The sequence below is a fragment of the Burkholderia sp. 8Y genome (assembly GCF_902506145.1).
Classification (GTDB): domain Bacteria; phylum Pseudomonadota; class Gammaproteobacteria; order Burkholderiales; family Burkholderiaceae; genus Caballeronia.
Genome location: NZ_LR733519.1, coordinates 2,250,880 through 2,275,344, shown reverse-complemented (window position 1 = coordinate 2,275,344; position 24,465 = coordinate 2,250,880). Strand labels below are relative to the sequence as shown.

22 protein-coding genes are annotated in these 24,465 nt (G+C 64.0%); 15 read left to right on the top strand and 7 right to left on the bottom strand.

Annotation, left to right across the window (positions count from 1 at the left end):
- The first annotated feature begins 7 nt into the window (after positions 1 to 7).
- The 4 genes from GV035_RS10135 to GV035_RS10120 all read left to right on the top strand — a co-directional run bounded on the left by GV035_RS10135 (position 8) and on the right by GV035_RS10120 (position 4,199).
- Positions 8 to 334, top strand: a complete 327-nt coding sequence (locus tag GV035_RS10135; RefSeq protein ID WP_159834791.1) for a hypothetical protein — start codon at positions 8 to 10, stop codon at positions 332 to 334.
- A complete protein-coding gene (locus GV035_RS10130) occupies positions 313 to 1,302 on the top strand; it encodes a cytochrome c oxidase assembly protein (protein ID WP_159834790.1) in 990 nt (329 codons plus the stop codon). Before GV035_RS10135 ends, GV035_RS10130 begins: the two co-directional genes overlap by 22 nt.
- Position 1,303: 1 nt before the next feature.
- Positions 1,304 to 2,620, top strand: coding sequence for a cytochrome c (locus tag GV035_RS10125; RefSeq protein ID WP_442859539.1), 1,317 nt, complete (start codon positions 1,304 to 1,306; stop codon positions 2,618 to 2,620).
- A gap of 322 nt (positions 2,621 to 2,942) precedes the next feature.
- Positions 2,943 to 4,199, top strand: a complete 1,257-nt coding sequence (locus GV035_RS10120; RefSeq protein WP_159834789.1) for a glycosyltransferase family 4 protein — start codon at positions 2,943 to 2,945, stop codon at positions 4,197 to 4,199.
- Between the two features lie 20 nt (positions 4,200 to 4,219).
- Here GV035_RS10120 and GV035_RS10115 read toward each other — a convergent pair whose 3' ends face one another.
- Positions 4,220 to 5,329, bottom strand: coding sequence for a nucleoside hydrolase (locus GV035_RS10115; protein ID WP_159834788.1), 1,110 nt, complete (start codon positions 5,327 to 5,329; stop codon positions 4,220 to 4,222).
- Positions 5,330 to 5,502: 173 nt separating this feature from the next.
- Between GV035_RS10115 and GV035_RS10110 the strand changes: the two genes are divergently transcribed.
- The 6 genes from GV035_RS10110 to GV035_RS10085 are packed head-to-tail and all read left to right on the top strand — an operon-like array spanning position 5,503 to position 8,949.
- On the top strand, positions 5,503 to 5,868 hold the full coding sequence (locus tag GV035_RS10110) for a CidA/LrgA family protein (RefSeq protein WP_159834787.1): 366 nt from the start codon (positions 5,503 to 5,505) through the stop codon (positions 5,866 to 5,868).
- Positions 5,865 to 6,599, top strand: coding sequence for an LrgB family protein (locus GV035_RS10105; protein WP_159834786.1), 735 nt, complete (start codon positions 5,865 to 5,867; stop codon positions 6,597 to 6,599). Before GV035_RS10110 ends, GV035_RS10105 begins: the two co-directional genes overlap by 4 nt.
- Positions 6,600 to 6,657: 58 nt before the next feature.
- Positions 6,658 to 7,077 carry a hypothetical protein gene (locus tag GV035_RS10100; RefSeq protein WP_159834785.1) on the top strand — a complete coding sequence of 140 codons (420 nt, stop codon included), beginning with the start codon at positions 6,658 to 6,660 and terminating at the stop codon, positions 7,075 to 7,077.
- Positions 7,074 to 8,294 (top strand): Nramp family divalent metal transporter, encoded by a 1,221-nt coding sequence (locus tag GV035_RS10095; RefSeq protein ID WP_159834784.1) that lies wholly within the window; start codon positions 7,074 to 7,076, stop codon positions 8,292 to 8,294. Before GV035_RS10100 ends, GV035_RS10095 begins: the two co-directional genes overlap by 4 nt.
- The gene (locus tag GV035_RS10090) at positions 8,291 to 8,656 is read left to right on the top strand and encodes a hypothetical protein (RefSeq protein WP_236572513.1); all 366 of its coding nucleotides are present in this window, start codon (positions 8,291 to 8,293) and stop codon (positions 8,654 to 8,656) included. Before GV035_RS10095 ends, GV035_RS10090 begins: the two co-directional genes overlap by 4 nt.
- Positions 8,656 to 8,949 carry a PRC-barrel domain-containing protein gene (locus GV035_RS10085; RefSeq protein ID WP_159834782.1) on the top strand — a complete coding sequence of 98 codons (294 nt, stop codon included), beginning with the start codon at positions 8,656 to 8,658 and terminating at the stop codon, positions 8,947 to 8,949. The genes GV035_RS10090 and GV035_RS10085 overlap by 1 nt, the downstream gene beginning before the upstream one ends.
- A gap of 15 nt (positions 8,950 to 8,964) precedes the next feature.
- Here the strand turns inward: GV035_RS10085 and GV035_RS10080 are convergent, their stop codons facing one another.
- The 5 genes from GV035_RS10080 to tssF form a co-directional block, all read right to left on the bottom strand.
- Positions 8,965 to 9,927: an alpha/beta fold hydrolase gene (locus tag GV035_RS10080; RefSeq protein ID WP_159834781.1), complete on the bottom strand. Its 963-nt coding sequence runs from the start codon at positions 9,925 to 9,927 to the stop codon at positions 8,965 to 8,967.
- A gap of 310 nt (positions 9,928 to 10,237) precedes the next feature.
- Positions 10,238 to 11,356: a type VI secretion system baseplate subunit TssG gene (gene tssG, locus GV035_RS10075; protein WP_159834780.1), complete on the bottom strand. Its 1,119-nt coding sequence runs from the start codon at positions 11,354 to 11,356 to the stop codon at positions 10,238 to 10,240.
- A 106-nt stretch (positions 11,357 to 11,462) separates the two neighbouring features.
- Positions 11,463 to 11,744 carry a PAAR domain-containing protein gene (locus GV035_RS10070; protein ID WP_159834779.1) on the bottom strand — a complete coding sequence of 94 codons (282 nt, stop codon included), beginning with the start codon at positions 11,742 to 11,744 and terminating at the stop codon, positions 11,463 to 11,465.
- Positions 11,745 to 11,752: 8 nt separating this feature from the next.
- Positions 11,753 to 14,029 carry a type VI secretion system tip protein TssI/VgrG gene (gene tssI / locus GV035_RS10065; protein WP_159834778.1) on the bottom strand — a complete coding sequence of 759 codons (2,277 nt, stop codon included), beginning with the start codon at positions 14,027 to 14,029 and terminating at the stop codon, positions 11,753 to 11,755.
- Positions 14,030 to 14,107: 78 nt separating this feature from the next.
- Positions 14,108 to 16,021: a type VI secretion system baseplate subunit TssF gene (gene tssF, locus GV035_RS10060; RefSeq protein ID WP_159835065.1), complete on the bottom strand. Its 1,914-nt coding sequence runs from the start codon at positions 16,019 to 16,021 to the stop codon at positions 14,108 to 14,110.
- 493 nt (positions 16,022 to 16,514) lie between these two features.
- Between tssF and GV035_RS10055 the strand changes: the two genes are divergently transcribed.
- Positions 16,515 to 16,751 carry an MARCKS-like protein gene (locus tag GV035_RS10055; protein ID WP_159834777.1) on the top strand — a complete coding sequence of 79 codons (237 nt, stop codon included), beginning with the start codon at positions 16,515 to 16,517 and terminating at the stop codon, positions 16,749 to 16,751.
- Between the two features lie 20 nt (positions 16,752 to 16,771).
- Here the strand turns inward: GV035_RS10055 and GV035_RS10050 are convergent, their stop codons facing one another.
- Complete coding sequence (locus GV035_RS10050; RefSeq protein WP_201303942.1) at positions 16,772 to 17,197, bottom strand: CBS domain-containing protein; 426 nt, start codon at positions 17,195 to 17,197, stop codon at positions 16,772 to 16,774.
- 125 nt (positions 17,198 to 17,322) lie between these two features.
- Here GV035_RS10050 and GV035_RS10045 point away from each other — a divergent pair, with 125 nt between their 5' ends.
- The 4 genes from GV035_RS10045 to GV035_RS10030 all read left to right on the top strand — a co-directional run bounded on the left by GV035_RS10045 (position 17,323) and on the right by GV035_RS10030 (position 23,877).
- The gene (locus GV035_RS10045; protein WP_159834776.1) at positions 17,323 to 18,408 is read left to right on the top strand and encodes a glycosyltransferase family 4 protein; all 1,086 of its coding nucleotides are present in this window, start codon (positions 17,323 to 17,325) and stop codon (positions 18,406 to 18,408) included.
- Between the two features lie 17 nt (positions 18,409 to 18,425).
- Positions 18,426 to 19,496 carry a glycosyltransferase family 4 protein gene (locus GV035_RS10040; RefSeq protein WP_159834775.1) on the top strand — a complete coding sequence of 357 codons (1,071 nt, stop codon included), beginning with the start codon at positions 18,426 to 18,428 and terminating at the stop codon, positions 19,494 to 19,496.
- Positions 19,497 to 19,511: 15 nt separating this feature from the next.
- A complete protein-coding gene (locus GV035_RS10035) occupies positions 19,512 to 21,317 on the top strand; it encodes an HAD family hydrolase (protein WP_159834774.1) in 1,806 nt (601 codons plus the stop codon).
- 112 nt (positions 21,318 to 21,429) lie between these two features.
- Positions 21,430 to 23,877, top strand: a complete 2,448-nt coding sequence (locus GV035_RS10030) for a glucose/quinate/shikimate family membrane-bound PQQ-dependent dehydrogenase (protein ID WP_159834773.1) — start codon at positions 21,430 to 21,432, stop codon at positions 23,875 to 23,877.
- Positions 23,878 to 24,465 lie beyond the last annotated feature (588 nt).

Here is a 24,465-nt window from a genome sequence, read left to right as displayed (position 1 = left end):
CGCGATCATGCTCACCTGGCCCGCTCTCCTCTTCGCGCCGTCCCTCCTGCTCGGATTGCTGAGCGTGAACTACGCGCTCGTCGAGCCGTCGTGCCACTTACAGACGATGCTCCTCTTGCATGGCTGCAGCGCGGCGAGTCTCGCGGTGAGCGTCATCGCGACACTGCTCGCATTCGGCCGCTGGCGCAGCGCGCGGCGCGAAGCCGATCCTTCTGCGCCTGCGCTGCGGTCGCGCGAAGGCTTTCTCGCCGTCGTGGCGACGGGCGTGGGCACGCTGTCGTCGCTCGGCATCATCTTCATCTCGCTACCGCAATGGCTGCTTTCCGCTTGTTGATCCGCATCGTGGCGGGACTCGCCGCCCTCTCGTGCGCAAGCGCCGCCTGCGCGCACGCGGTCGAGCCCGGCGCAAGCAGCGTCCACGAGAGCTTCGGCTGGACCTTCGAGCCGTGGGTCGTCGTGTGCCTCGCGTTGAGCATTGGGCTCTATCTCGCCGGCTATGCGCAGCTTCGCGTTCGCGGCGCACGCGGACGGCACGACCGCGCGATGCGCCTCGTCTCGTTCGTGATCGGCTGGATCGCGCTCGTCATCGCGCTGGTGTCGCCGTTGCACACGTTAAGCGAGGCGCTCTTTTCGGCACACATGCTTCAGCACGAAATCTTCATGCTCGTCGCCGCGCCGCTGCTCGTGATCGGCAGGCCGCTCGCGGTATGGCTCTGGGCGTTCCCTCCTCGTGCGCGGCAACGCATCAGCGCCGCGACGCGCAGCGCGTGGATCAACACGCCGTGGCGATGGCTGACCGCGCCGGCTGTCGCTTGGGCGTTGCACGCGGCGGCGCTCTGGTGCTGGCATGCGCCGCGCTTTTTCGAGGCCGCGCTCGCGAACGATGGGATTCATACGCTGCAACACGCGAGCTTTCTCGGCACAGCGCTGCTTTTTTGGTGGACCGTGTTCCGACCCGCCGCGCAGGACGGCTCGCGCGCCCACAGCGCACACGCGATGCTGTCGCTCTTCACCACGATGGTTCACACGGGCGCGCTCGGCGCCTTGCTGACGCTCGCGCCCGAGGTCTGGTATCCGTCGTGCATCGAGAGCACGCTGGCGCTTGGCTTCGATCCGTTACAGGATCAGCAGCTGGGCGGGCTCGTCATGTGGGTGCCGGGCGGGCTCGCGTACCTCGTCGGCGGGCTGCTCGTCGGCGCGCGCTGGCTGGCTAGGCGGCCCGCGCAGGGCCTCAGGCCCGTGATGCCTGCCGTCCGTCCCACGGCGTCATCCGCTCGCCTGCGGGCGCACGAGGAGTCCTGACATGCGCTCATTCATGAGAGGCCACATGTGCGGATCGCTGTCGCTAGCGCGCGCGGTGGCCGTATCGCTCGTCATGGCGACGGGTCTCGCCGATGCATCCGAGCAAGCCCCCTCGCCCGAACTGATAGCGCGCGGCGCGTATGTCGCGAAGGTCGGGGACTGCGCGGGCTGCCACACCGCGCCGAAAGGCGGTGCGCCGTACGCGGGCGGCCTCGGCGTGAACTCGCCGTTCGGCACGATCTACAGCAGCAACATCACGCCCGATCCGGAGCTGGGCATCGGCAAATACAGTTATGAGGATTTCTCCCGCGTGATGCGCAAAGGCGTCGCGCCGGGCAACAAGGGGCTGTATCCCGCGATGCCTTATACGTCCTTCGTCAAGATGAGCGAGGACGACATGCGCGCGCTCTACGCGTTCATGATGCACGGCGTGCCTCCGGTGCATTACAAGCCGCCGCCGACCGACGTGCCCTTCCCGTTCAATCAGCGTTGGGCGCTGCGGTTGTGGGGCGCGGCCATGGCGCCGAAGGACGTCTTCACGCCGCGACCCGAGCGCGATGCCACATGGAATCGCGGCGCGTATCTCGTGCAGGGTCTCGGTCACTGCGGTGCGTGTCACACGCCGCGCGGCGCTGCCTATCAGGAGCGCGGCTACGACGAATCGTCCAAGACATATCTCTCAGGCAGCGTGAACGACAACTGGTATGCGCTCAGCCTGCGCGCCGATCCGGGCTCGGGACTCGGGCGACTCTCGACGCAGGAGGTTGCATCGTTCCTCAAGACAGGGCACGGTGGCGACAAGACGATCGCATTGGGCACGATGGTTCAGACCATCGAGGACAGCCTGCAATACCTGAGCGACGACGATCTGACCGCCATCGCGACGTATCTCAAGACGCTGCCTGCCACGGGCGCCGCCGACGGCACGTTCGATCCCTCGCTCGCGCAGCCGGGCCGCCTGAAGACACGCGCGCCCGACGTGCCGCCCGGTCAGGGCGCGGCGGTCTATGCGACCTTCTGCGCGCAGTGTCATCTCGATACGGGCCAGGGCGTGCCGAAGGCGTTTCCAAAACTCGCGGGCAATCCGGCGGTCATCAGCGAGGACACGACATCGCTGATCCGGCTGCTGGTCGAGGGCGGCAACAGTCCAGACACCATTCACGGTCCGCCTCGGCAAAACATGCCGGGCTTCGCGGGTCGCCTGTCAGATTTGCAGATCGGGCAGGTGCTCACTTACATTCGCTCGTCGTGGGGAAACGACGCGCGGCCCATCACGACCAACGATGTCGCGTCCCTGCGCAGCAACATACACAAGTAACGGCCGTTACATTTGCATGTAAATCGTGCTTACCGTCGAATAAGGCGAAGGGCAGCTCCACCCGGAAAACTCGTCAGACAAAAAGAGTTCGTTCCACTAACTATGGCTTGCATTTCCTTACGTTTCGCTTTGAGCCTTCTCAAGCTTTCTGGCTTATCCTAAACTCTTGCCTACGAGTAAGAGCGAAATCGTGGAGCTGTGGATTCCGAGCTCGTCTCAGGGGGACGACGACCACAGTAGCGCACTCCTCGCCCTTGCCGGATCGCCTCACGGGTGACAGCCAGGGTGCCTATAGAAGAACGACAACATCACTTCTAACGCCGTGAAAATTCTGATCGTCAACACGTTGTATTACCCGGACAAGGTCGGTGGGGCCGAGGTATCGACGCAACTTCTTGCCGAGGGCCTCGTGAGAGCCGGCATGGAAGTCAGCGTGGCCTGCGCGACGGGTACGGGCATGGACAGCATTTCCGAATTGAACGGGGTGAAGGTCTATCGTCTGCGTAACGCCAATCTGTACTGGCCGCATCGGCCAAAAAAACGCTCGCGCGTGGCGAGATTCGCCTGGCATGCGCTCGATGTCTATAACGTCGTGATGTCGCGCAAGCTTGCTAACATCATCAAGCACGAAAAGCCGGACGTCATCCATACGAGCAATCTTGCGTGTCTTTCCGTGGACGTGTGGCGCGTGGCCCGCAACGCGGGCGTGCCGATCGTGCATACCGCTCGCGACTATTATCTGATGTGCCCGTCAACGACCATGTTCGCGGACGCCCAACCGTGCAAGCGCCAGTGCGGCTCGTGTGCGCTCTATTCCGCGCCGAAGCGCGCGGCCTCGGCACGCGTCGAAGTGGCGATCGGCGTCAGCCGCTTCGTGCTGCAAAAACACCTGGAAAGCGGCTATTTTCCTCACGCGTCGCGCACGGCGGTCGTGAGCAATTGCTATATCCCGAGCTCGGACACCGCGACCCTCGCCAGCAAGCGGCGCTATCAGGGCGGACCGGTCCGGCTCGGCGTGCTCGGCCGCGTGGCGCGCGACAAAGGCTCGGAGGTCGTGCTCGAACAACTGTCAGCCGACCACACGCTCGACTGGACGCTCGCGTTCGGCGGCAATGGCGAGGCGGGCTACATCGCATCGCTGAAGACGAAGTATCGCGACCCGCGCGTGCAGTTTCTCGGGCACGTGAAGGCGAACGACTTCCTGAGCAGCATCGACATACTCATCGTCCCTTCCATCTGGCACGAACCGTTCGGGCGCGTGATCGTGGAGGCGTATTCGCATGGTCTGCCCGTCGTCGGCGCAAACCGGGGCGGCATTCCCGAAGTGATCGAGCCGCGCTCCGGGCTCGTCTTCGACATGGACCGGCCAGAGACGCTCATCGAGAAGATCCGCGAAGCCATCGAACTGCTCAAGGACCCGTCCGTGCATGACCGGCTGCGCAGACACGCCGATACCTTCAATCCCGACACGATGGTCAACGCGTATCTCGACATCTATCGCAGCGCGCTCGGCGGCGCGCTGGCGAGAAGCGCCGAACCGGTCGCTGCCGCCATCACGCCCAAAGCGCACATGGACTGATCACCGCGCAAGCGGTGCGGTCACTGGAACTTCACGGGCACCGGACTCGTCAGCAGGTTGACGTACAGGTTGAAGAACCTGTTGTTGTCGTACTTCGTGACGTACGTGATCTTCTGCGGCGACGCGCCCGGGGCGGGCGCGTTCGGGTACACGCGCACGTGCCCCTGATCCTCGCCGGGCGTCGTGTCGATATCGAGGTACGCGCTCGGCGTCTCGGTCGCATAGGTCGAATCGAGAAAGTACGGCATCGTCAGCGTGTCGTAGATGTCGGTGTGGCTCGCGAACGCGCTCGCGTTCTCGACGGCATAGACCTGCGTGACGGGCGTCTGTCCGGTCGGCGGATTGACGATCTGGTTATAGACGGACTCGGTCAGCGGCACGGTGTTGGTCACATCGAGCGGAATCACACGCTGCGGAATGGTCGTCTGCAATAACGTCCGCACGGCCACGGGATCGAACCACCAGTTCAGTTCGCCGACGGCGTTCGCGTTGCCGGGCACGTTCATCGCGCCGCCCATGTAGACGATCTGCTTGATGAGCGGCACGATCTCCGGCGCTTTTTTCACTGCGGTGGCGAGGTTCGTCGGCGGCCCGACTTCGATGATCGTCACCTGATTCGGATAACGCTTGATGCTGTCGATCATGAAGTCCGCGGCGGCTTCCGTTTGCAGCTTGGTGGACTGCGCGAAGCCGTCGGGCGGCGCGGTGAGTTGCGATGTATCGGTCGGCTCGGTGCGCATCCACGCGCCGAAGTAGCCGTTCGGATTCGCGGCCTGCTGCGCCCGAATGCTGGCGACATCGTACTGAAGCGGATAGTTCGCGCCGCCGTACACGCCGACCCTGTTCTGCACGCCCATGCGCTCCACCGCCTTCAGCGCATCGGCTTCTTCCTGCAAGAGCCAGTCGTTGCCCGTCACGACGCACAGGCCGAGCAAGTTCACCTTGCCTTGCCCCATCAGCTGGCTCGTCATCGCGAAGAGCTGGCCGTCGTCGCCCATCGTGTTGAAGTCGGAGTCGATGATGACCTTCGGCGCGTCGTTGTAGGCATCGTGATGGTCGGAGCCGCCGCAACCGGCGACGAGGCCGGACACGAGCGGCGGAATCAGCAGAAGCAGTGTGCGGGGCGCCATGATGTGTCTCCTTGTCTTTTGATCGAACCGGTTGGGTCCGATGGCCGCGCTGGCGAACGGTCTTATTCATTCTAGGAGCATTCACCGCGCATGGAGGCCCGATGATCGACGCCCGCGGGAGCGCACCTTGCTGTCTTCGCGACACCGCGCAATGAACGTCGACAGGTTCCGCCATGCTTCTTTCCCTTGCCGTGCTGCTGCTCTTCCAGTGTTTCGGAGAAGGCGTCTCGTATGTGTTCCGGCTTCCGGTGCCGGGTCCGGTCGTCGGCATGTTGCTGCTGCTCGGGTTCCTGATCGCGCGCCCGCGCGCCGCCGATAACATCGAGCCGACCGCGAACGAACTGCTGCGCCAACTTTCGCTGCTCTTCGTTCCGGCGGGCGTCGGCATCATGGCGTCCGCGAGCGCCGTGCGCGGCGATCTCGTGGCCGTCGTGCTGGCGATCATCGTGAGCACGACGCTCGGCATCGGCGTGACGGCGCTCGTGATGCGCGCGCTGATGCGCCGGCAAGCGGCAGACGAGGGAGACGAGCCGTCATGAACGCGATTCCCCGGCTCAACGCGATATGGGTCTATCTCGCGGCGTCGCCGCTGCTCGGCCTCACGATCACACTCTTCGCCTATCTCATCGCGCAATCCGTCTATGCGCGATGCCGCTTCAATCCGCTGGCCAATCCCGTGCTGATCGCGGTCGCGCTGATCGTCGCGGTGCTTCAGATCAGCCGCACGCCGTACCCGACGTACTTCGAAGGCGCGCAGTTCGTGCATTTCCTGCTCGGGCCCGCGACGGTTGCGCTGGCGTTGCCGCTCTACCGGCAATTGGGCAATCTGCGGCGGCTCGCCGCGCCGCTCATCGTCGCGCTCTTCGCCGGGTCGATGACCGCGATCGTCTCGGCCGTCGCGGTCGCGTCGTGGCTCGGCGCATCGCGGCAGACGATCGCCTCGCTCGCGCCGAAGTCCGCGACCACGCCCATCGCGATGGCGGTGGCGACCTCCATCGGCGGCATTCCGTCGTTGACAGCGGTGCTCGTGATCTCGACGGGCGTCTTCGGCGCCGTCTTCGCGCGCGTGATTCTCAACGCGCTGCGCATCGCCGAACCGGAAGCGCGCGGCTTTGCGCTGGGCGTGGCTTCGCACGGCATCGGCACGGCGCGCGCTTTTCAGATCAGCCAGCAGATGGGCGCGTTCGCCGGACTCGGCATGGGACTCAACGGCATCCTGACATCGTTTCTCGTGCCGGTGATGGTGCCCGTGCTCGTGCGCTGGCTTTGAGCGGACGCAAGACTTCAGGCACAGCGCAAAAGGAACACAGATTGCTCGCTGCCGCGTCATGAAACCGATCCGATTCCTGTCGCTCGTGCCGCTCCTGGCCGCCGTCGCGCTGACATGCGCCGCGTGTTCGTCGTCGAGCGATACGGCATCGGATGCCCGCATTGTGCTGTCGTATGCGCGCTCCGCCTCGCAGTGGATGGACTCGTGGCTCGACGGCACGTCGCCGTCATCGTATGCAAGGCGCTCGGTGGATTCGGCGAGCGAGCAGATCGGCAAGATCGCCGGCGAATTACAGCGCGCGCACGCGCCGGCCGATGCCGCGTCGCACGTTCACGCAGTACAGGCCGCATTCGATACCGCGCGCACTGCGCTCGATTCCGGCGACCGCGCCCGCGTCAGCCAGGCGCAATCGGCCATGCATGACGCCGCCCTTCGCCTCGATGCGTGGCTGCGCGCGCAACCCGGTGCCGCGTCATGAAGAAGCTGCTGGAGATTTCGCTCGGCATCGTGACGAGCATCGGCGGCTTCCTCGAAATGGGCGAGGTCTCGACCACCGCGCAGGCGGGTGCGGCGTTTCACTATCAACTGCTGTGGACCGTCGTGCTCGGCACCGTGTGCATCGCGTTTCTCACCGAGATGTCCGGGCGCTTCGCGGCGGTGAGCGGGCATACGATCGTCGATGGCATTCGCGACCGCTTCGGCATCAAGCTGCTCGCGCTGCCGTTGTTATCGACGGTGATCGTGAGCTTTCTGGTACTCAGCGCCGAGATAGGCGGCGTCTCGGTGGCGCTCGAATTCGCGACGGGCATTGCGTATCAATGGTGGGCGCTGCCGGTCGCGCTGCTGTCGTGGCTCTTTCTGTGGCGCGGCACGTTCGGCATGCTGGAGAAAGGCGTGTCGCTGCTCGGCCTCGTCACGCTGTGCTTCGTCGTCGCCATCGTTCGGCTTCGGCCCGAATGGACGCAGATAGCGGCCGCCGCGGTGCCGAGCCGCCCGCACGGACAAGCCGCGACGTACTGGTTCATGGCGGCGAGCATTCTGGGCGCGTCGCTTTCGCCGACGCTCTTTCTCTTCTATTCGTCGGGCGCGATCGAGGACCGCTGGGACCGCGGCTATCTGTGGCCCAACCGCGCCATTGCCGCATTGGGCATGGTGTTCGGCGGCGTGATTTCCGCTGCGGTGCTGCTCGTCGCGGCGCAGGTGCTCAACGGGCGCGGCATTCTCGACGTGCAAGACTTTCACCAGTTGCCGCTGCTTCTCGTCGATGCATTCGGCATGTGGGGCTTCGTGCTCTTCGTGGCGTCGCTCGGCATTGCATCGCTCGGCGCGGCGCTCGAAGTCGCGCTGCTCGAAGCGTATCTCTTCGCGCAGGCGTTCGGCTGGAACTGGGGGCAAGACTGCCCGCCGCGCGCGAATCCCGGCTTCAGCCTCGTCTATACGTGCGCGCTCCTGCTCGGCGCGTTGCCGATCGCCGCCGGCGCCGATCCGCTCAAGCTCACCGTCTTTTCGATGGCGCTCACCGCCGTCAATCTGCCGTTGATGGTCGTGCCGTTCATCGTGCTGATGAACGACGAGCACTACATGGGCGAGCACTGCAACGGACCGATATCGAACGTGGCGGTGATCGCCATTACCGCGCTGGCGTTCGTGCTCGGCATCGTGACGATACCGCTCGAATACTTCGGAGGCACATGATGGACGTCGTGCACGATATCCTCGACAAGCAGCTCGTCGACAAGAACGGCGTGCGCATGGGACGCGTGGATGGCCTCGTCGCCGAACTGCGCGATGGCGAGTTGCCGAGGCTCGTGTTCATCGAAACAGGAACGGTCGTGATCGCGCGGCGCTTCGGTGCGCGTGCGCATCGGCTGATGTGCGCGTTGCTCGCGCGTGTCGGCGCGGGCCACAAAACCACGCCGTATCGCATTGCGTGGAAGGACGTGCGCAAGGTCGGCGTGGATATTGAACTGGACGTCGATTGCGACGATACGCCCGTGCACGACTGGCAACGCTGGCTGCGCGCGCGCGCCATCGACCGCATTCCAGGAGCGCGCTGATGGAGACCGTGAACCTCGACGAACTCGTGGGCGTGCGCGTCACTGGCACGGATGGCCGGCGCGTCGGCCGCATCTCCGCGCTGATCGCCGAGGACCGTGGCGGCGACTGCGTGGTGTGCGCGGTGCGGATCGAGACGCATGGCTTCGCGAGCCGCCTGCTGCGCTGGATGGCGATGGCGCTTTCGCCCGCGACTTTCCGACGCCGCCTCGCGCAGAAGCCGCTCGATGTCGCGTGGGACACGCTCGACTGGGCGGACATGCGGCAGCCGCGCCTGCGCGAACAGGCGCATTGAGCGCGCCTCGGATTGTCATTCGAGCGCCATGGCCTCGATGGCATCGGCGATGCGGCTTGCTTCATCGTAATGCAGCATGTGGCCGCGATCCGGCACCACGGTGATCGTGCTCTGCGCGATGTCGCGATGCAGCCGTCCCGAATGCGAATCCGCATCGACGATGGCATCGTCCTTGCCCGCGAAAATGCGCACCGGCACGCTCACCTCGCCGTAGCGATTGGATAGCTCATGCGCCGCCGGCACCATGAACGCCGCGTCTTCACTGATCGCGCGCATCTGCGACGGACGCAGCAGCATCTCGCGCGGCAACATCTCGCGGAACACTTCGGGCACGTTCTGCGGCGCGAACATCAGGCGAAGGTTCTGATTGATCATCAGGCGCGCGGCGATGGGCGAGATCGTGTAGCGCATCACATCGCCGACGACGGGTATCGCGGCGGGCGCGGTCAGCAGCACATCGAAGCGGGCGCTCGGATAGTAGTAGCCGCTCACGAGCGTGAGGCCGCCGATGTCCATGCGCGGATCGAGCGCCATGAATAGCGCGGTCAGGCAACCGAGCGACTGCCCGACGATCACCGCCCGCGTCAGGCCCATGCGCTTGAGCGCCTGCTGAAAGAGCGCCGCCTGCGCTTGCGGCGTCCAGGCGCGATCGCGCGGGCGTGCGCTGTAGCCGAAGCCGGGACGATCGAACGCAATCACGCGATGACGCTTCGTGAGCCGATCGAACAGTCCGCTCGCCACATAGTCTTCGAGCATGACGAGGTTGCCGTGCAGAAGCACGATGACCGGGCCTTCGCCTTCGTCGATGTAATGCAGACGCACGCCGTCCACGTCGATGAAGCGCCCGACGGGAGGATGATCGCGCTCGGCACGGCGCGCACGCAGCGCGGCCCAGGCGGCCACGCCGAGCGATGCCGCCGCGACGGAGCCGGCCAGCAGCTTGCCCGGCGACACGGCGCTTTTTGATGGTTGACGCATGATTCCCCGATGGTTTGGATTAGAGCGCGGAGGGCGCGAGTGAGCGATGACAGCAAGGGCTATGCCACGAAGGGGGCTCGAGAAGCTGGCGCGGATGCGACTGGAAGAGACCTCGCAAGGATTCAGCCGATCGAGGCACCGACCAGAGAAAGGCTTCATGGATGCGCGCTGAACCCGCACCGCTGCATGGGCCGCCACGACTCTTGCGTCTACTTACGGGATGCCGCGCTCTCTTAGCTTCGAGAGCGGCGATCGCTTGCTCGATGCGCTACTCGGTTGAGTCGCTTCGGTGTCCAGGAACTGGATGGTTTCAGTTGTTGCACGCGTCGAGCGGCAGGCATTGCATCCCTTCGCCGTCGCGCGCGGCTATGCGCCGCACCGCGTTCTCCCGCAACTGGCGCATGTATTGTTCGGGTTCGAAGCGCATGCCGGTAATCGGCACGTCCGCCGGTGATTGGCCCAGCCAGCTCGACCAGCCAAGCTGCTGCGGGCCGCCCAGCACCGAGGGCGGCGCGCTTTCCGGTTTGATTTGCAGCTCCAGTTCCCAGTCGTACTCTTCGCTGACGAAGGCCCGCACCCATTCAACCAGGCGCAGCAGGTCCGAGCCGCGTGGCGTAAAACGTTGATAGTCCTCGATCTGCAATGGGCCGAGCACAATGCGAAACCGGTACTGGCAATCCGGTGTCCGTTCGCCAAGCATGGCGCCCGCGCTCAGGTACGAGGACATACGCTGCTCGCCCATGATGCTTCGATTCTGCTCAGGAATGGTCATCCATTGAAGCTGATACTCCTCGATCCTGAGCGGCACGCGAAAATAGGCCGCTAGTGAAGCGCGCAGACCGTCGAGGTTGCGGGCTTCGGATACCAGATGCGAAGCGGCTGACAGGCGCGCGTGCTCGGGCAGAAACGGTATCCGGTCCCGCCTGATTGCGTGACCTGAAACGCTCGCCATGTACATCGAGAACCGCTCGTGGCCCGAGCGGTCGAGGCTCGCCGTCGACTGGGCCGACGCCCACGCGCGATACAGCAGCGAGAGCGAACGGTGATGAAAGATGTCCAGAAAGTTGCTGAGCGTCGGATCTCGGCGGCTTTCCTCACGCTCGCGCGCAATCTCGGTGACGTGTAGCGGCAGCGAGCCATTCGGGCCGAGCATACCGAGGCCGAAGAGACGGATGTACAGTTTGCCGCTTCTCAGTTCGGCGCTTGCGACTTCGCGTGGAGCGAAGACCAAGCTTGGACGTTGGCCGACGCGGAAAGCCTCGGTCGCAGGCAATTGCGCCGAGCCGATAGCTTCGACAGAAGAAGTCGCGGCGACGCTGCGCATCAGCGGGACGAAACCGTAGCGCCACGGCGCAGTTTGCAGACGTTCGATCTGCGCGAGCGACAGATTCGTTTCGGCGAGGTGCGCCTTGAAGAACGCTCGTTCCATTAATTCTCACTACTTTGCGAAGTTTATCCTGACGGTGCGCAGGCAGAAATAGACCAGCTACGCACCGACAGACGACGAACGGGTTGAACATCTTTATTCAGTCGCGTCAGTCGCCCACGTCCGCCGATACACTCCCGATCAGCGTGCAGCCGCATTCGGTATGGTGTCCATGCAAGGCGACACGCTGACCGCCGATCATGAAGGTCGGATGCGCTTCGACGATCTTGTTGATTCCGTGCGGGCGGCCGTCCGGATAGTTTTGCGGACAATCGACGAGATCGTGCAAACGGGCAATGCGCTTTTCCCCGATTGTGTGAGTCTCCGAGCCAGTAATTACTCTGCCGCCGTGCGATGTGGTGTCGCCCACCACGATCATTTTCAAAGGCATGACTAACCTCAAATGGATTGGTGAAGGCTTCCGCCTGTCGTTAGCGCAAGTAGCTTTTCGTTCTGACGCGAGATGTAATCCCACACAGCCTTCGGTATCTGGCTAATGGTTAGCCTGAACGACTCGCCCGTGCGCTTTCGCCTAGTTAATGCTTCGTGAACGTTGCTGTGACGATCGAATGCCGCACCATAAAGATAGCTGTATTGACAAAACAGCAGACGATCGCCTGGCTCCGTGATTCCCCACTGCAAGGCTTGTCGATAGCGTGGGAGAAAATCGGTCAATCGTGCAAAGTACGGGCGCGTGCCATCGACCACCTCGTTTTCGATCAGCACGGCCAGTAATTCGTCAGGCTCCGTATGCGCCATCAGTGCGTCCGTTTGCGCCTGCTCCAGGCGAATCGACACCGACGCGCAGATGGGCCCGCTTCGCTGCGGAGTGTCCTGGATGCGCTGCCAGCCCTCATATCGCCCGCGAACCATCCATTGTTCAATCGGCGCCGTGAATAGCTCGCGAATCTCCTTGCCCCAGATGTCGAGTACCGCGCTGGTATTGCGCGGGTCGAAATAGCGAATCATCGCCGTCATGTTGTCGCCGATTTCGGCGAAAAGGAACGCTTGAAGATGCGCGACGAGCGAGTCTGCATCAACGGGGGTTCTAAGAAGCGACAGGCACGGCGAGTGCAAATCGATCCACTCGAGTTCCGTGACCCAGTCGGCGCGGGTGAGCGCCATGTTCTTCGGCAAGTTGAACGGCGGCGGATTGAACTGATTGACCTTGCTCGACATCACGAACGGCTTGTCCGGATCGCCTTCGTGATAGCCGATGGTCACTTCATCCCCGATACGCGGCACCGAGACAAAGCTATGCGGCCCGCCATGCCACGGCAAGGACACCCGCACCCAGCAGCTCGAGTTCTGGGCCATCTGCCCGAGCCGGTCCCACTTGAACTGCACGCGCACGCGCGCGTAACCGTCCAGCCACAGCGGTTGCTTCTCCGGACCCACGACCACAGCCGTCTCGGGATGCGCGCGCGGCTTTGCGGTCGGTATCAGCTTGAAGAAGATCGTGGCCGGCTGCAGCACCATCTCCGTCACGCAGTGGTACTGCGCGTCGCTGCCCGGCGTGACGGTGAGTTCATCGGAATTGCGGATATCGATCGAAGTCGACACCACGAGATAGTTAGCGTTCAGCTTATGCTCGGGATGCCCCTCGAGCTTGAGCCTTCTGCCCGTCATGATGCCGCGCGCGTTCGCCGTCGCGTGAAGCCGGAAGCCCTCGCTGCGCAACGCCTCCACCCGCACGCGCGCCAGATAATCGGCTTCATTGCGAAGATCGTTCGGCTGACCATCGAGCCCCATCGCCCCGGCGAGCGGCTGCGTGTAATCGCCCCAGTGGTACTGCTCGATATTGTCGAACGACGATTCGCTGTGGCGTTGCTGATTCCGGTCGAACGAGCCGTTCGACTGCGTGTAGTCGTAGTCGTTGACCGTCACATCGCCCGGTGTGATCTGACGCAGCACCTTGAGGCTATGAATGTGTTCTTCGTCAATGCGTTTGTCTTCGGGCGCGTGATACAGTACCGTGTCGTACGCGTTGCCGTGCTTCTTGTGCGAGCCCGGTGAATCGCACAGCATGAGCGTCATGCCGTCGAAGTGGTAGTAAAGGCCCCACTCGGTCCAGAGCTGCTGCAGGAATTCGTAGTCGCTCTGCCAGAACTGTCTGATAAAGTCCCGCTTCGGGAAGACGTTGTTGTTCAACGCGACGGCCGCCAGGCGGGTCTTCCACGGGAACTTGTAGTTTCCGTTCTTGAGAACACTCTGGGTTACTTCCAAAACGCTCATGTCTTGGAATACCCGGTTATCTCGATTTTGCGTCGCAAGCCAGAGCCACGGCCTTACCGTGAATCGGTAGTACACCCGCCGGTCGTCGCTGCCCGTCTGCTGAACTTCCGTGATGAGACCGTTGATCGTGCGCACGCCCGCACCGACGTTGCCCGCGCCAAGATCGCCGGGCAGGCCCGGAATAAAGGTTCCCTTTCCCTCGAATTCAATCTGGATACCGATCGTTTTACCAATCAAATCATCCGGCTTGAGCAGCTTGCGCGCGTCCCAGATGCGGAACGTGGGGCTATCGACGGACGCAAAGTCCACTTCATATTGGAAGAGCTCGCCGAGGGCTTCGACGCCCCGTACCCGCTGAGGGATGAGAATCTCGGCGCCGCCCCAGGTGGGCAGCGCGTCACACTCGACCTTCAGCGTGCGGCTTTGCAGTGGATTGAACATCGGATACTTCTCCCTGGTTCTTTTGATTGAGTCACGGCTTGTGCCGTGCGGGGTTCGATTTGCGCCGTCACCTGTGGATCACGCGATGCTTCGAGTGCCCGGCCGAGGCATCCACTCAGCGATACGCCCGCGCTGCTTCGATAAGAGCAACGCCTTGGTGTAAGAGTGTCTGGAAGCGTGTCGCGCGAGGTAATGTTCCAAGACAAGTCCAAAGGCGTAAGGGCTCGTTCCATCGAAGCCGTCTTCGTCGAAGGTCACGGCACATTCGAGCGCGCGTACCATCGGGGGAACTGCGTGGGGGACGACGCAATTGACCGGCGCGAGCGTCGCGGACGACAGGCTTTCCACTTGCCGCCGCAACGCCGGCATATCGGCCGATTGATAGAGCCGCAACAAGCTGCGCAAGCCCTCGCCGGGATTCGGCTCGTCGTAACGGTCATCGAAGACGGCATGTTCGATCGCGAGTTGCGCGATCAATTGCCACGCTTTGATACCGATGCCCAGCGGCGGCCGCGAACGGCTCGGCGCGCGCACGAGCCCGATGCTGGCGAGCGGCGCAGAACCAGGCAGCTTGAGATCGCTCACGCCGTTGCACGCCAGAAGACTCGGCAGGTCACGGTTGGTCAGCCACACGTCGAAGGACAGATAGTTGATCCGCTCCTCGTGTTCGGCCGGCGTGTAGGGCAGTCCATCTCTCCCCACGAGCGACAGAAACGATTCGGTGCTGATGTACGGTGCGCGCGTACCGTACGAGCGCCCCTTGGCTTTGGACAACCGCTGCTCGCGGCGCACGGTGAAGTAGCGTCCGAGACCTTCTTCATCGTGCAGCAACGCGGCATGCAGCGGATAGAACGGCAGTTCCTCGGAACCCTCTTCCTCGCTGACCTGACCGATGGCCTTGTCGACGGAATGGACCTCGTGATCGAGCGCCGCGCTGCCGAACGGCGTGAGATGGAGCACGCGGCCAATGTCTTCGGTCCGCACCGCCGCCGTGCGCGTCTTGAAGAGATTGACGACGGGCGTGCAAAAGAGGGCAAACATGGGCGCCTTCACCTGTTCGGCCAGCGCGTTCGTGGCCCGATCCAGCAGCACGACGATCTCGGCCTCACTGCCCTCGATGCGCGCAAGCCCCGCCTGCAACCCCGTGAGCGTGAAGAAATAGAACCGGCTCGGACAGGAAAAGTACTCGTGAACGAGGTTGTGACCGAGCAGGCTCGGCCCGGCGAGCGGCAACACCGTCTCCTCGGCTCCGAGCCCGTCCTGCGTGACGGGGTTGGACGCAACGACATGCGGCCGGTAGCCCGCTTCGCTGAAACGCCCGGGCTCGCCGACGACCGACACGACCGCCCCCGTGTGAATGAGCTCGTGCAGGTGAGATGCGACGCGCTCATCGCCAGCTAGATGGATCTGCAATCGGTCCAGTCCCTGCAACGCAGAAAACGGCATGCCCTCGAGCGTGCGCAAGCGCAGACGCAGCGCGCCACGCACCCGCCGATGCGGCGGCACGTAACGGTCCTGCCCCTGGATGTCCGGCGGAACATGCGTGAGCCTGCCGTCGACCAAATCGATGGGATGAAGCGACACATCGTGCGTCGTGCGGAAGGTGCAGGGGGTTTTTTCGCCATCGGGCAAGCGCAGCGACGCGAGTTCCACACCGCGCGGGATGGTGTGCCCCGACATGAAGCCTGCGGCTTTGCCACCCGGATACAAGCGCGCGACGGCGATGGAAGGCGTGGGCGACAGATAGTTCGGATAGACAGACGACAGCAGCGCCTGCGTAAGCAGCGGAAACTCGTTGTCGAAGCGCATCTGCATGCGCGCGTTCACGAACGCCGACGCCTGGAGCAGGCGATTGACGTAAGGATCCGCGATGCTACCCGCGAGCATCCCAAGCCGCGCCGCAATCTTGGGATGCTCGCTGGCGAACTCGCCCCCCAGTGCTTCCATGAAGCGAAGTTCGCGGACGTAGGTATCGAGCAGGCGCGGGTCCATGCGACTCATGTCAGGCGTTGCCATAGAAGTCACATGCGTCGCCCGACGCGAGGGTCCTACCCGAGAGTCTGAAGAGCGTAGGTTCTGGAGAGGTGCCCGGCATTGGAGTCGCCATAGAAAGTGGCTACCGAAAATACCAGTCCGACCCCAATACAGATATGCGACTTTTCCGAAATTACTCGACGCCGACTCTATCGGTCTTCGATGCAGGTCTTCTGTTGACCTCTATCAGGCAAGCTTGTGTTCTCGTTCGTCGGATGTCGCTGGCTAGCGCCTTGCGGTGAGCAGTTGTCAACCAGTCTTGATTCAGCGCGTGGTAGGCGAGCCCCGCCGCCGCGCCCACCCTGATGCCTACCGCGTCGTGAGCGCCCGCGAATGGTGACAATGGAGCGAGCGTCCACGGCTTCCTGTGACGTTGAATGAAAACGAAGCGTCGGCCTCGGAACGCAGCTTGCTCCGCTCCATCAGACAATCGACCCAACGAGGCACGACGATGAACCAGAAAACGCAGGCCCCCGAAAGCGCCGCTCCGGAAGATGGCCATATCGAAAGCCAGCCCATTCCGGGCCACACCGAAAACATTCCGACGAACCCCGCCGACGACCCCAAGCGTGGTCCCACCGAAGACCGCGCGCCGGACGCGACGCCCGACACCAAGCCCGGCACGCCGCCCGGCACCCAAAGCGAGCGCGACCGTCTGAAGACGCCGGAAGCAGGCAACCCGCTATAACGCGCATCGGAGAAAACGCGTTACCTGTCCGGGACGGAAGGCGTCGAAATCGCCTGAATGGTCGCCGACACTTCCCCATCCGAATAGATCGCGATATCACCGAGCGCGAGCATCCCGACGAGGTTCTTCTCGCTGTCCACGACAGGCATGCGGCGAATCTGCAGTTGCTCCATTCTGCGCATGGCGTCGTGGACTTCGTCGTCTTCGAAGCACCATTCGACAGGCTCGCTCGCCACGTCCTGAACCGCGCACGACGACTCCTTGCCCGCCGACACCGCGCGCACCACGATATCGCGGTCCGTCACCACGCCCTTCAGGCGAGTGCCGTCGCATACGGGCAGCGCGCCCACGTTGAGTTCGTCCATCAGTTCGGCCGCGCGGCGAATGCTCTCGTTGGGCGCGATGGTCTGCACGCCGCGTGTCATTACTTCGGCTACCTTGGTCATGACTTCCTCCTCGCTCTTTGTCCGACTGCGGATCCAGCATGCGCCGTGCCGTTGTGTCGTCGCGCGAGGAAGCGTCGGCCTGTTGATTGCTAACTGCATCGCATACGGTCAATGCGGAACGCATAATGAAAATCGCACAGGTCGCACCGCTCTATGAGAGCGTCCCTCCTATTGCATACGGCGCCACCGAACGCATCATTTCTTATCTGACGGAAGCACTCGTCGCCCTGGGACACGACGTCACGCTGTTCGCTACAGCGGACTCGAACACGCGCGCCCGCCTGCATTCAAGCTCGCCCACGGCCCTCTGGCGCGACGAACGCGTGTGGGATACGACGAGCCATCATCTGCGTCAGCTCGATGCCGTCATCGAACGGTCATCGCAGTTCGATGTGATCCACTTTCACACCGAGCCCATCCATCTGCCGATGCAGCGTTTCCTGGCATGTGCGTCGCTCACGACCATGCACGGCCGGCTGCTTCCCGCCGATCACGGTCCGCTCTTCGAGACCTTTCCCGATGCGCCGCTCGTCTCCATCTCCGACAGCCAGCGCCACGGCGCGCCGCACGCGAACTGGCGCGCGACCGTGCATCACGGTCTTGCGCCGGGCGAGATGCGTTTTTCACGCGAGGGCGGCGACTATCTGCTTTTCGTCGGACGCGTGATGCCGGAAAAGCGCATCGATCGCGCCATCGACATTGCGCGGCGCGCGGGCCTGCCGCTCAAGATCGCCGCTGCCGTGCATCCGGGCGAGCGCGCGTACTTCAAGGAGACGATCTGGCCGCTCATCGCCGAGTCGGAATCCTTTGTCGAGTATCTCGGCGAAGTGGGCGGCGAGACGCGCCGCGCGCTCTTCGCGAACGCACGTGCGCTGTTGTTCCCGATCGACTGGGAAGAGCCGTTCGGCCTCGTGATGATCGAAGCGATGGCATCAGGCACGCCGGTCGTCGCGTTCAGGCGCGGCGCGGTGCCTGAAGTCATCGAAGATGGCGTGAACGGCTTCATCGTCGATGATGTCGAGCACGCCGTGCGCGCGGTGCGCGAGATCGGTGAGATCGACCGCGCGCGCTGCCGCAAGACGTTCGAGCAGCGGTTCTCCGCCGAACGCATGGCGCGCGACTATCTCGCGGTATATCACGACCTGCTCGAAAACCGCGCGAGCGCGACTGCCTTCACGGCAGCCGCCGACACCGACGCGCTCGAGGCATGACACGACACGAAACAGCCATGCGGATCGCTCAAGTCTCGACTCTTTATGAAAGTGTGCCGCCGCGGCGTTACGGCGGCATCGAACGGATCGTGTCCTATCTCAGCGAAGAGCTCGTGGAACTTGGGCACGATGTGACGCTTTTCGCAAGCGCCGACTCGCGCACGAGCGCGAAGCTCATCGCGGGAAGCGATTGCGCGGTGCGGCTCGTCGAGGACACCGCCGATCCGCAAGCGTTCCACTTCGCGATGCTCGAAGACGTGGTCGTCGCGTCGAAGCACTTCGACATCGTGCATTTCCACACGGATTATCAAAGCTTTCCGTTCGCGCGCCGCATGCAGTGCGCGCACGTGACGACGCTGCACTGGCGGCTCGACGTACCCGGTCTCGAACCCATGTACCGCCGCTTCGCCGATGTCCCTGTCGTCTCCATCTCCAATGCGCAGCGCGCGCCGCTGCCGTGGCTCGCGTGGGCGGGCACCGTGCATCACGGCTTGCCGGACACGCTCTATCCGTTTCACGCACGCGAGGGCGAGCATCTCGCGTTCGTCGGGAGGATCGCGCCGTCGAAAGGCCCGGACGCGGCCATCCGCATTGCACGCCGCGCGGGGATGCCGCTCAGGATCGCCGCGAAAGTGGACGAAGCCGACCGCCCGTATTTCGAAAGCGCGGTCGCGCCGCTCGTCGAAGCGCCGCTGATCGAATTCGTCGGCGAACAGGACGATGCGGGCAAGAGCCGCATTATCGGGGAAGCCCGCGCGCTGCTCTTTCCGATCGACTGGCCCGAGCCGTTCGGCCTCGTGATGATCGAGGCGCTCGCGTGCGGCACGCCCGTGATTGCGTTCGGGCGCGGCTCGGTGCCGGAGATCATCGAGGACGGCGTGAACGGCTTCATCGTGCGCAATGAAGACGAAGCGGTGGACGCCCTCGCGCGTCTGCCGCAAATCGATCGCCGCCGCTGCCGCGAAACATTCGAGCGGCGTTTCACGGCAGAGCGCATGGCGCGCGAGTACGTGGATGTTTATCAGCGTCTGCTCGATGCGCGCGCGGCCCGTCGCGCGCCGCCATCGCTCGTCAAACAGCACGCTTAACCGAGGGACACGCCAATGCGATTCATGGTGCTTGCCAGCGATTACGACAACACGCTCGCCGAAGACGGCCGCGTGTCCGACGCCACATGGGACGCCATCGATCGCCTGCGCGCGTCGGGGCGTCACATGATTCTCGTGACGGGCCGCGAGCTCGACGATCTGCTCACGCTGTGCGATCGCGTCGATCGCTTCACGCTGATCGTCGCGGAAAACGGCGGCGTGATCTATTCGCCCGTCACGCGCGAACGCGCGCTGCTCGCGCCGCCGCCGCCGCCCGCGTTCGTCAAGGCGATGAAAGCGGCCGGCGTGCGCCATCTCGGCGTGAGCCAGACCCTCGTCGCGACCGTGCGGCCTTACGACGAGCAGGCGCACGCCGCGATCCGCGATCTCGGGCTCGACCTGCACGTCGTTTATAACGGCGACGCGGTGATGGTGCTCGCGCCCGGCATCAACAAGGCGAGCGGTCTGCTGTCGGCGCTCGCGCAACTGTCGCTGTCGCCGCGCAATGCGGTGGGCGTCGGCGACGCGCAGAACGATCACCCGCTGCTCGATGCGTGCGAGATGTCGGCGGCCGTGAGCAATGCGATTCCCGCGCTCAAATCGCACGCGGATATCGTGCTGACGCGCGAATGCGGCGCGGGCGTGACCGAACTGATCGACGCGATTCTCGCCGATGATCTCGCCGCCCAGAGCGAGCGCGTCGCGCGGCGCAACCTGCTGCTCGGGCAGCGCGTCGGCGGCGATTCGCAGCCAGAAGAAGGCGAAGGCGAGCCGGAAACGCTCGCGCCGCAGCGCACCGTCGCGCTGATCGCGGGACAATCCGGCGGCGGCAAATCCACGCTGATCACCGGCCTGATGGAGCGGCTCGTCGCGGCGGGCTATCAGTTCTGCGCGCTCGATCCCGAAGGCGACTTCGACACGTTCGAAAACGCGCTGCCTATCGGCGATGCCGAGACCGCGCCGAAAGCCGACGACATCACGCGGCTTTTGCATCAGCCGAGCCAGTCGGTGCTCGTGAATCTCATGCGCGTCACGTTCGCGGACCGGCCCGCGTACTGCGCGAGCGTGCTCGCGCACATGCAGCAGTCGCGCGCGCTCACCGGCCGACCGCACTGGATGCTCTTCGACGAAGCGCATCACTTCTTTCCCGCGAGCATCAATCCGGCCGACGAAGTGCTGCCGGATCAGCTCGCGCCCGCGCTTTTCGTGACCGTGCATCCGGAGCAGCTATCGCCGCGTCTGCTCGATCGCGTGACCGTGTTCATCGGCGCGGGTCCGGGCGCGGACGCTTCGCTCGAAGAATTCGCGCGCGCGGCGGGCCACGATGCGCCCGGCGATCTGCCCGGCGAGATCAAGCCCGGTCAGGCGCTCGTATGGCGGCGCGAACCCGACGACGGCGGCTGGAACGAGCCGGTCGTCGTGCACGTGGAGCCGGCGAAAACGCAGCGCCGCCGTCACGTGCGCAAGTATGCGGAAGGCATGTTGATCCCGGAGCGTAGCTTCTATTTTCGCGGCCCCGACGACAAGCTGAATCTGCGCGCGCACAACCTCGTGCTGTTTCTGGAACTCGCCGAAGGCGTCGATGAGGACACCTGGATGTTCCATCTGCGCCGAGGCGATTATTCGACGTGGTTCCGCGACGTGATCGGCGACACGTCGCTTGCCGACGACGCGCGGGCGGTCGAAACCAACGACGGCCTTTCGGCGAAGGAAAGCATCGAAGCCATCCGAAAGGCCGTGGAAGAGCGTTACACGCAGCCGGAGAATCCAGTCCTGCCGAACATTCTCGCGCCGGGGTCGAAGGACGGCGATGGCGCATGAATTGCTGCACTGCGTCGCGCCGCGCGCAAGGCGCGGGCGTTCCGCTTCCGATAGACGGCGCGCGCGGTTCGCGCCGTCTATCCCCGAAGGTCGCTCTAAGCAGAGGTGTTGAATGAATACGAACTCGCCGCCCGCGCGGTCGCCCGCTAACTCGCCATCGCGGTCGCCATCACGATCACCGTCGCCTTCGCCGGTCGTGAAATGGCTCACTGTGCTGTTTCTCGCGTTGTCGGGTCTTTATCTCGGCGGCGTCGGCATATGGCTCGTCGCCATCGGAGGCTCGCCGTATTACGTCATCGCGGGCATTCTCATGCTCGCGGTCGCGTGGCTCATCTGGCGTCGCAACACGCTCGCGCTGATCGTCTATGCGGTACTGCTTTTCGGCACGCTGATCTGGGCGATCGCCGAAGCGGGCTTCGACTTCTGGGCGCTCGCGCCGCGTCTGGACGTGCTCGTTATCGTCGGCATCTGGCTGCTGCTGCCCTTCACGTATCGCCTGTATATGAGCCCGGTGCGCCGCGGCGGCCTCGCGCTTGGCGCCGCGCTTGTGTTGACGATCATCGCGCTCGCCTATGCCGTGTTCAACGATCCGCAAGAAGTCAGCGGCACGGTGTCCGCGCAGGCATCGGGTGCGCCCGCGCCGAGCGCGGGCCGGCCGGGCGACTGGCTCGCGTACGGCAATTCGCAGCACGGCACACGTTATTCGCCGCTTTCGCAGATCAACGACAAGAACGTCAACACCCTGCAAGAAGCGTGGTCATTCCGTACGGGCGACATGAAAGGCCCGCAGGATCCGCTCGAAATCACGGATGAAGTCACGCCGCTCGCCGTCGACGGCACGCTCTTTTTCTGCACGCCGCACCAGAACGCCATTGCGCTCGACGGCGCGACCGGCAAGGAGAAGTGGCGCTTCAATCCGGACCTGAAGCCCGACCCGAGCTTCCAGCACGTGACCTGCCGGGGCGTCTCCTACTATGAGACGCCCGCCGCCGCGCAGGCGCGTCAGACGAACAGCCTGTCGTCGCTGCCGGCGTGCGCGCGCCGCGTGATTCTTCCGGTGAACGATGGCCGCCTCTTCGAACTCGATGCCGCGACCGGCCAGCGTTGCGCAGGCTTCGCGGCGAACGGGATGCTCGATCTCCAGCATCTTCAGCCGGTGAAGACGCCGGGCCAGTACGAGCCGACTTCGCCGCCGGTCATCACGTCGAAGGTCATCGTCATGGCCGGTTCCGTGACGGACAACTACGGCACGCGCGAGCCGTCCGGCGTGATTCGCGGCTTCGACGTGGACACGGGCAAGCTGCTCTGGGCGTTCGATCCGGGCGCACACGACCCGAACGCGATTCCCACCGACCAGCATAGCTACACGATGAATTCGCCGAACTCGTGGGCGCCCGCCGCTTACGATGCGCAGCTCGACATCGTTTATCTGCCGATGGGCGTATCGACGCCGGACATCTGGGGCGGCTACCGCACGCCGGACATGGAACGTTATGCGAGCGGCCTGCTCGCGCTGCATGCATCGACGGGCAAGCTCGCGTGGTTCTATCAGACCGTGCACCATGATCTGTGGGACATGGACTTGCCCGCGCAGCCGACGATCGCGGACATCAAGGACTCGAACGGCAACATCGTTCCGGCGATCTACGCGCCGGCGAAGACGGGCAACATCTTCGTGCTCGACCGCCGCACTGGAAAGCCGATCGTTCCGGCGCCCGAGCAGCCGGTGCCGCAAGGCGCGGCGCAGGGCGATCACGTCTCCCCGACGCAGCCTTTCTCGCAACTCACCTACCGGCCCGCGAAGAACCTGACGGGCGCCGACATGTGGGGCGCGACGATGTATGACCAGCTCGTGTGCCGCGTGATCTTCCATCGGCTGCGCTATGAAGGGCCGTTCACGCCGCCTTCGGAGCAAGGCACGCTGGTGTTCCCCGGCAACCTCGGCATGTTCGAATGGGGCGGGCTCGCCGTCGATACGGACCGCCGCATCGCGATTGCCAATCCGATTGCGCTGCCGTTCGTCTCGAAGCTGATTCCGCGCGGGCCGAACAATCCGATCGAGCCGCCGCAGGCCGGACAGTCGGGCACCGGCGCGGAGACCGGCATTCAGCCGCAGTACGGCGTGCCGTTCGGCGTGACGCTCAATCCGTTCCTTTCGCCGCTGCGCCTGCCGTGCAAGCAGCCCGCGTGGGGTTATGTGTCGGCGCTGGATCTGGAGACGAACAAGGTGATCTGGAAGAAGCGCATCGGCACGACGCGCGATGCATCGCCGATTCCGCTTCCGTTCAAGATGGGGATGCCGATGCTCGGCGGCCCGATGACGACGGCGGGTCACGTGTTCTTCATCGGCGCGACGTCGGACGATTATCTGCGCGCGTTCAGCACCGATACCGGCGAGGAGCTGTGGCACGCGCGTCTGCCGGCAGGCGGACAGGCGACGCCGATGACCTACGAGGCGAACGGCAAGCAGTACGTGCTGATCGCGGCGGGCGGGCATGGGTCGTTTTTGACGAAGCTGGGGGATTATGTGATTGCTTATGCGTTGCCGGGGGGGCGTTGATGGGGCGGTCGAACGTCGCTATCTTTCGTGCTATGCAGCGATGGGCGCGTGCGGTGGATGGGCGTCGCACGCGCAGGTGGTGTCGCGGGCTTGTGCAGTGCGGGGATTGGTTCGCGAGTTGTCGTGGCGGTTGCGAACGCGTCGCAGTTGCGCATGCCGTCTCGGACGATCCCAAAGATACCTACGCGGCAGTGAACGTTGTGATTCTCATCAATCCACCGCTTTACCCATTTCTAAGCTGCCTACGCGGCAGTGAACATGACGGCATGTGCTGCACGACAGAACAGCAATTTATAAGCTGCCTACGTGGCAGTGAACGACAGCGAGACGATCGACGTTCTCGACTTCTGTTTCTAAGCTGCCTACACGGCAGTGAACGGTTAGCCGCCCACTGTTGCAATGCGCCCTTCTTTCTAAGCTGCCTACGCGGCAGCGAACCGTCCGTTGCCCGCGATCGCGCGCATCTGTTCTTTCTAAGCTGCCTACGCGGCAGCGAACTAGCCAAAAATGACAACAAGCCCTTGATTCGCAGAGAGATTGCGCTCGACGACGACTAGCTACCCCAAAATTACGGCAACGTTGCAATGC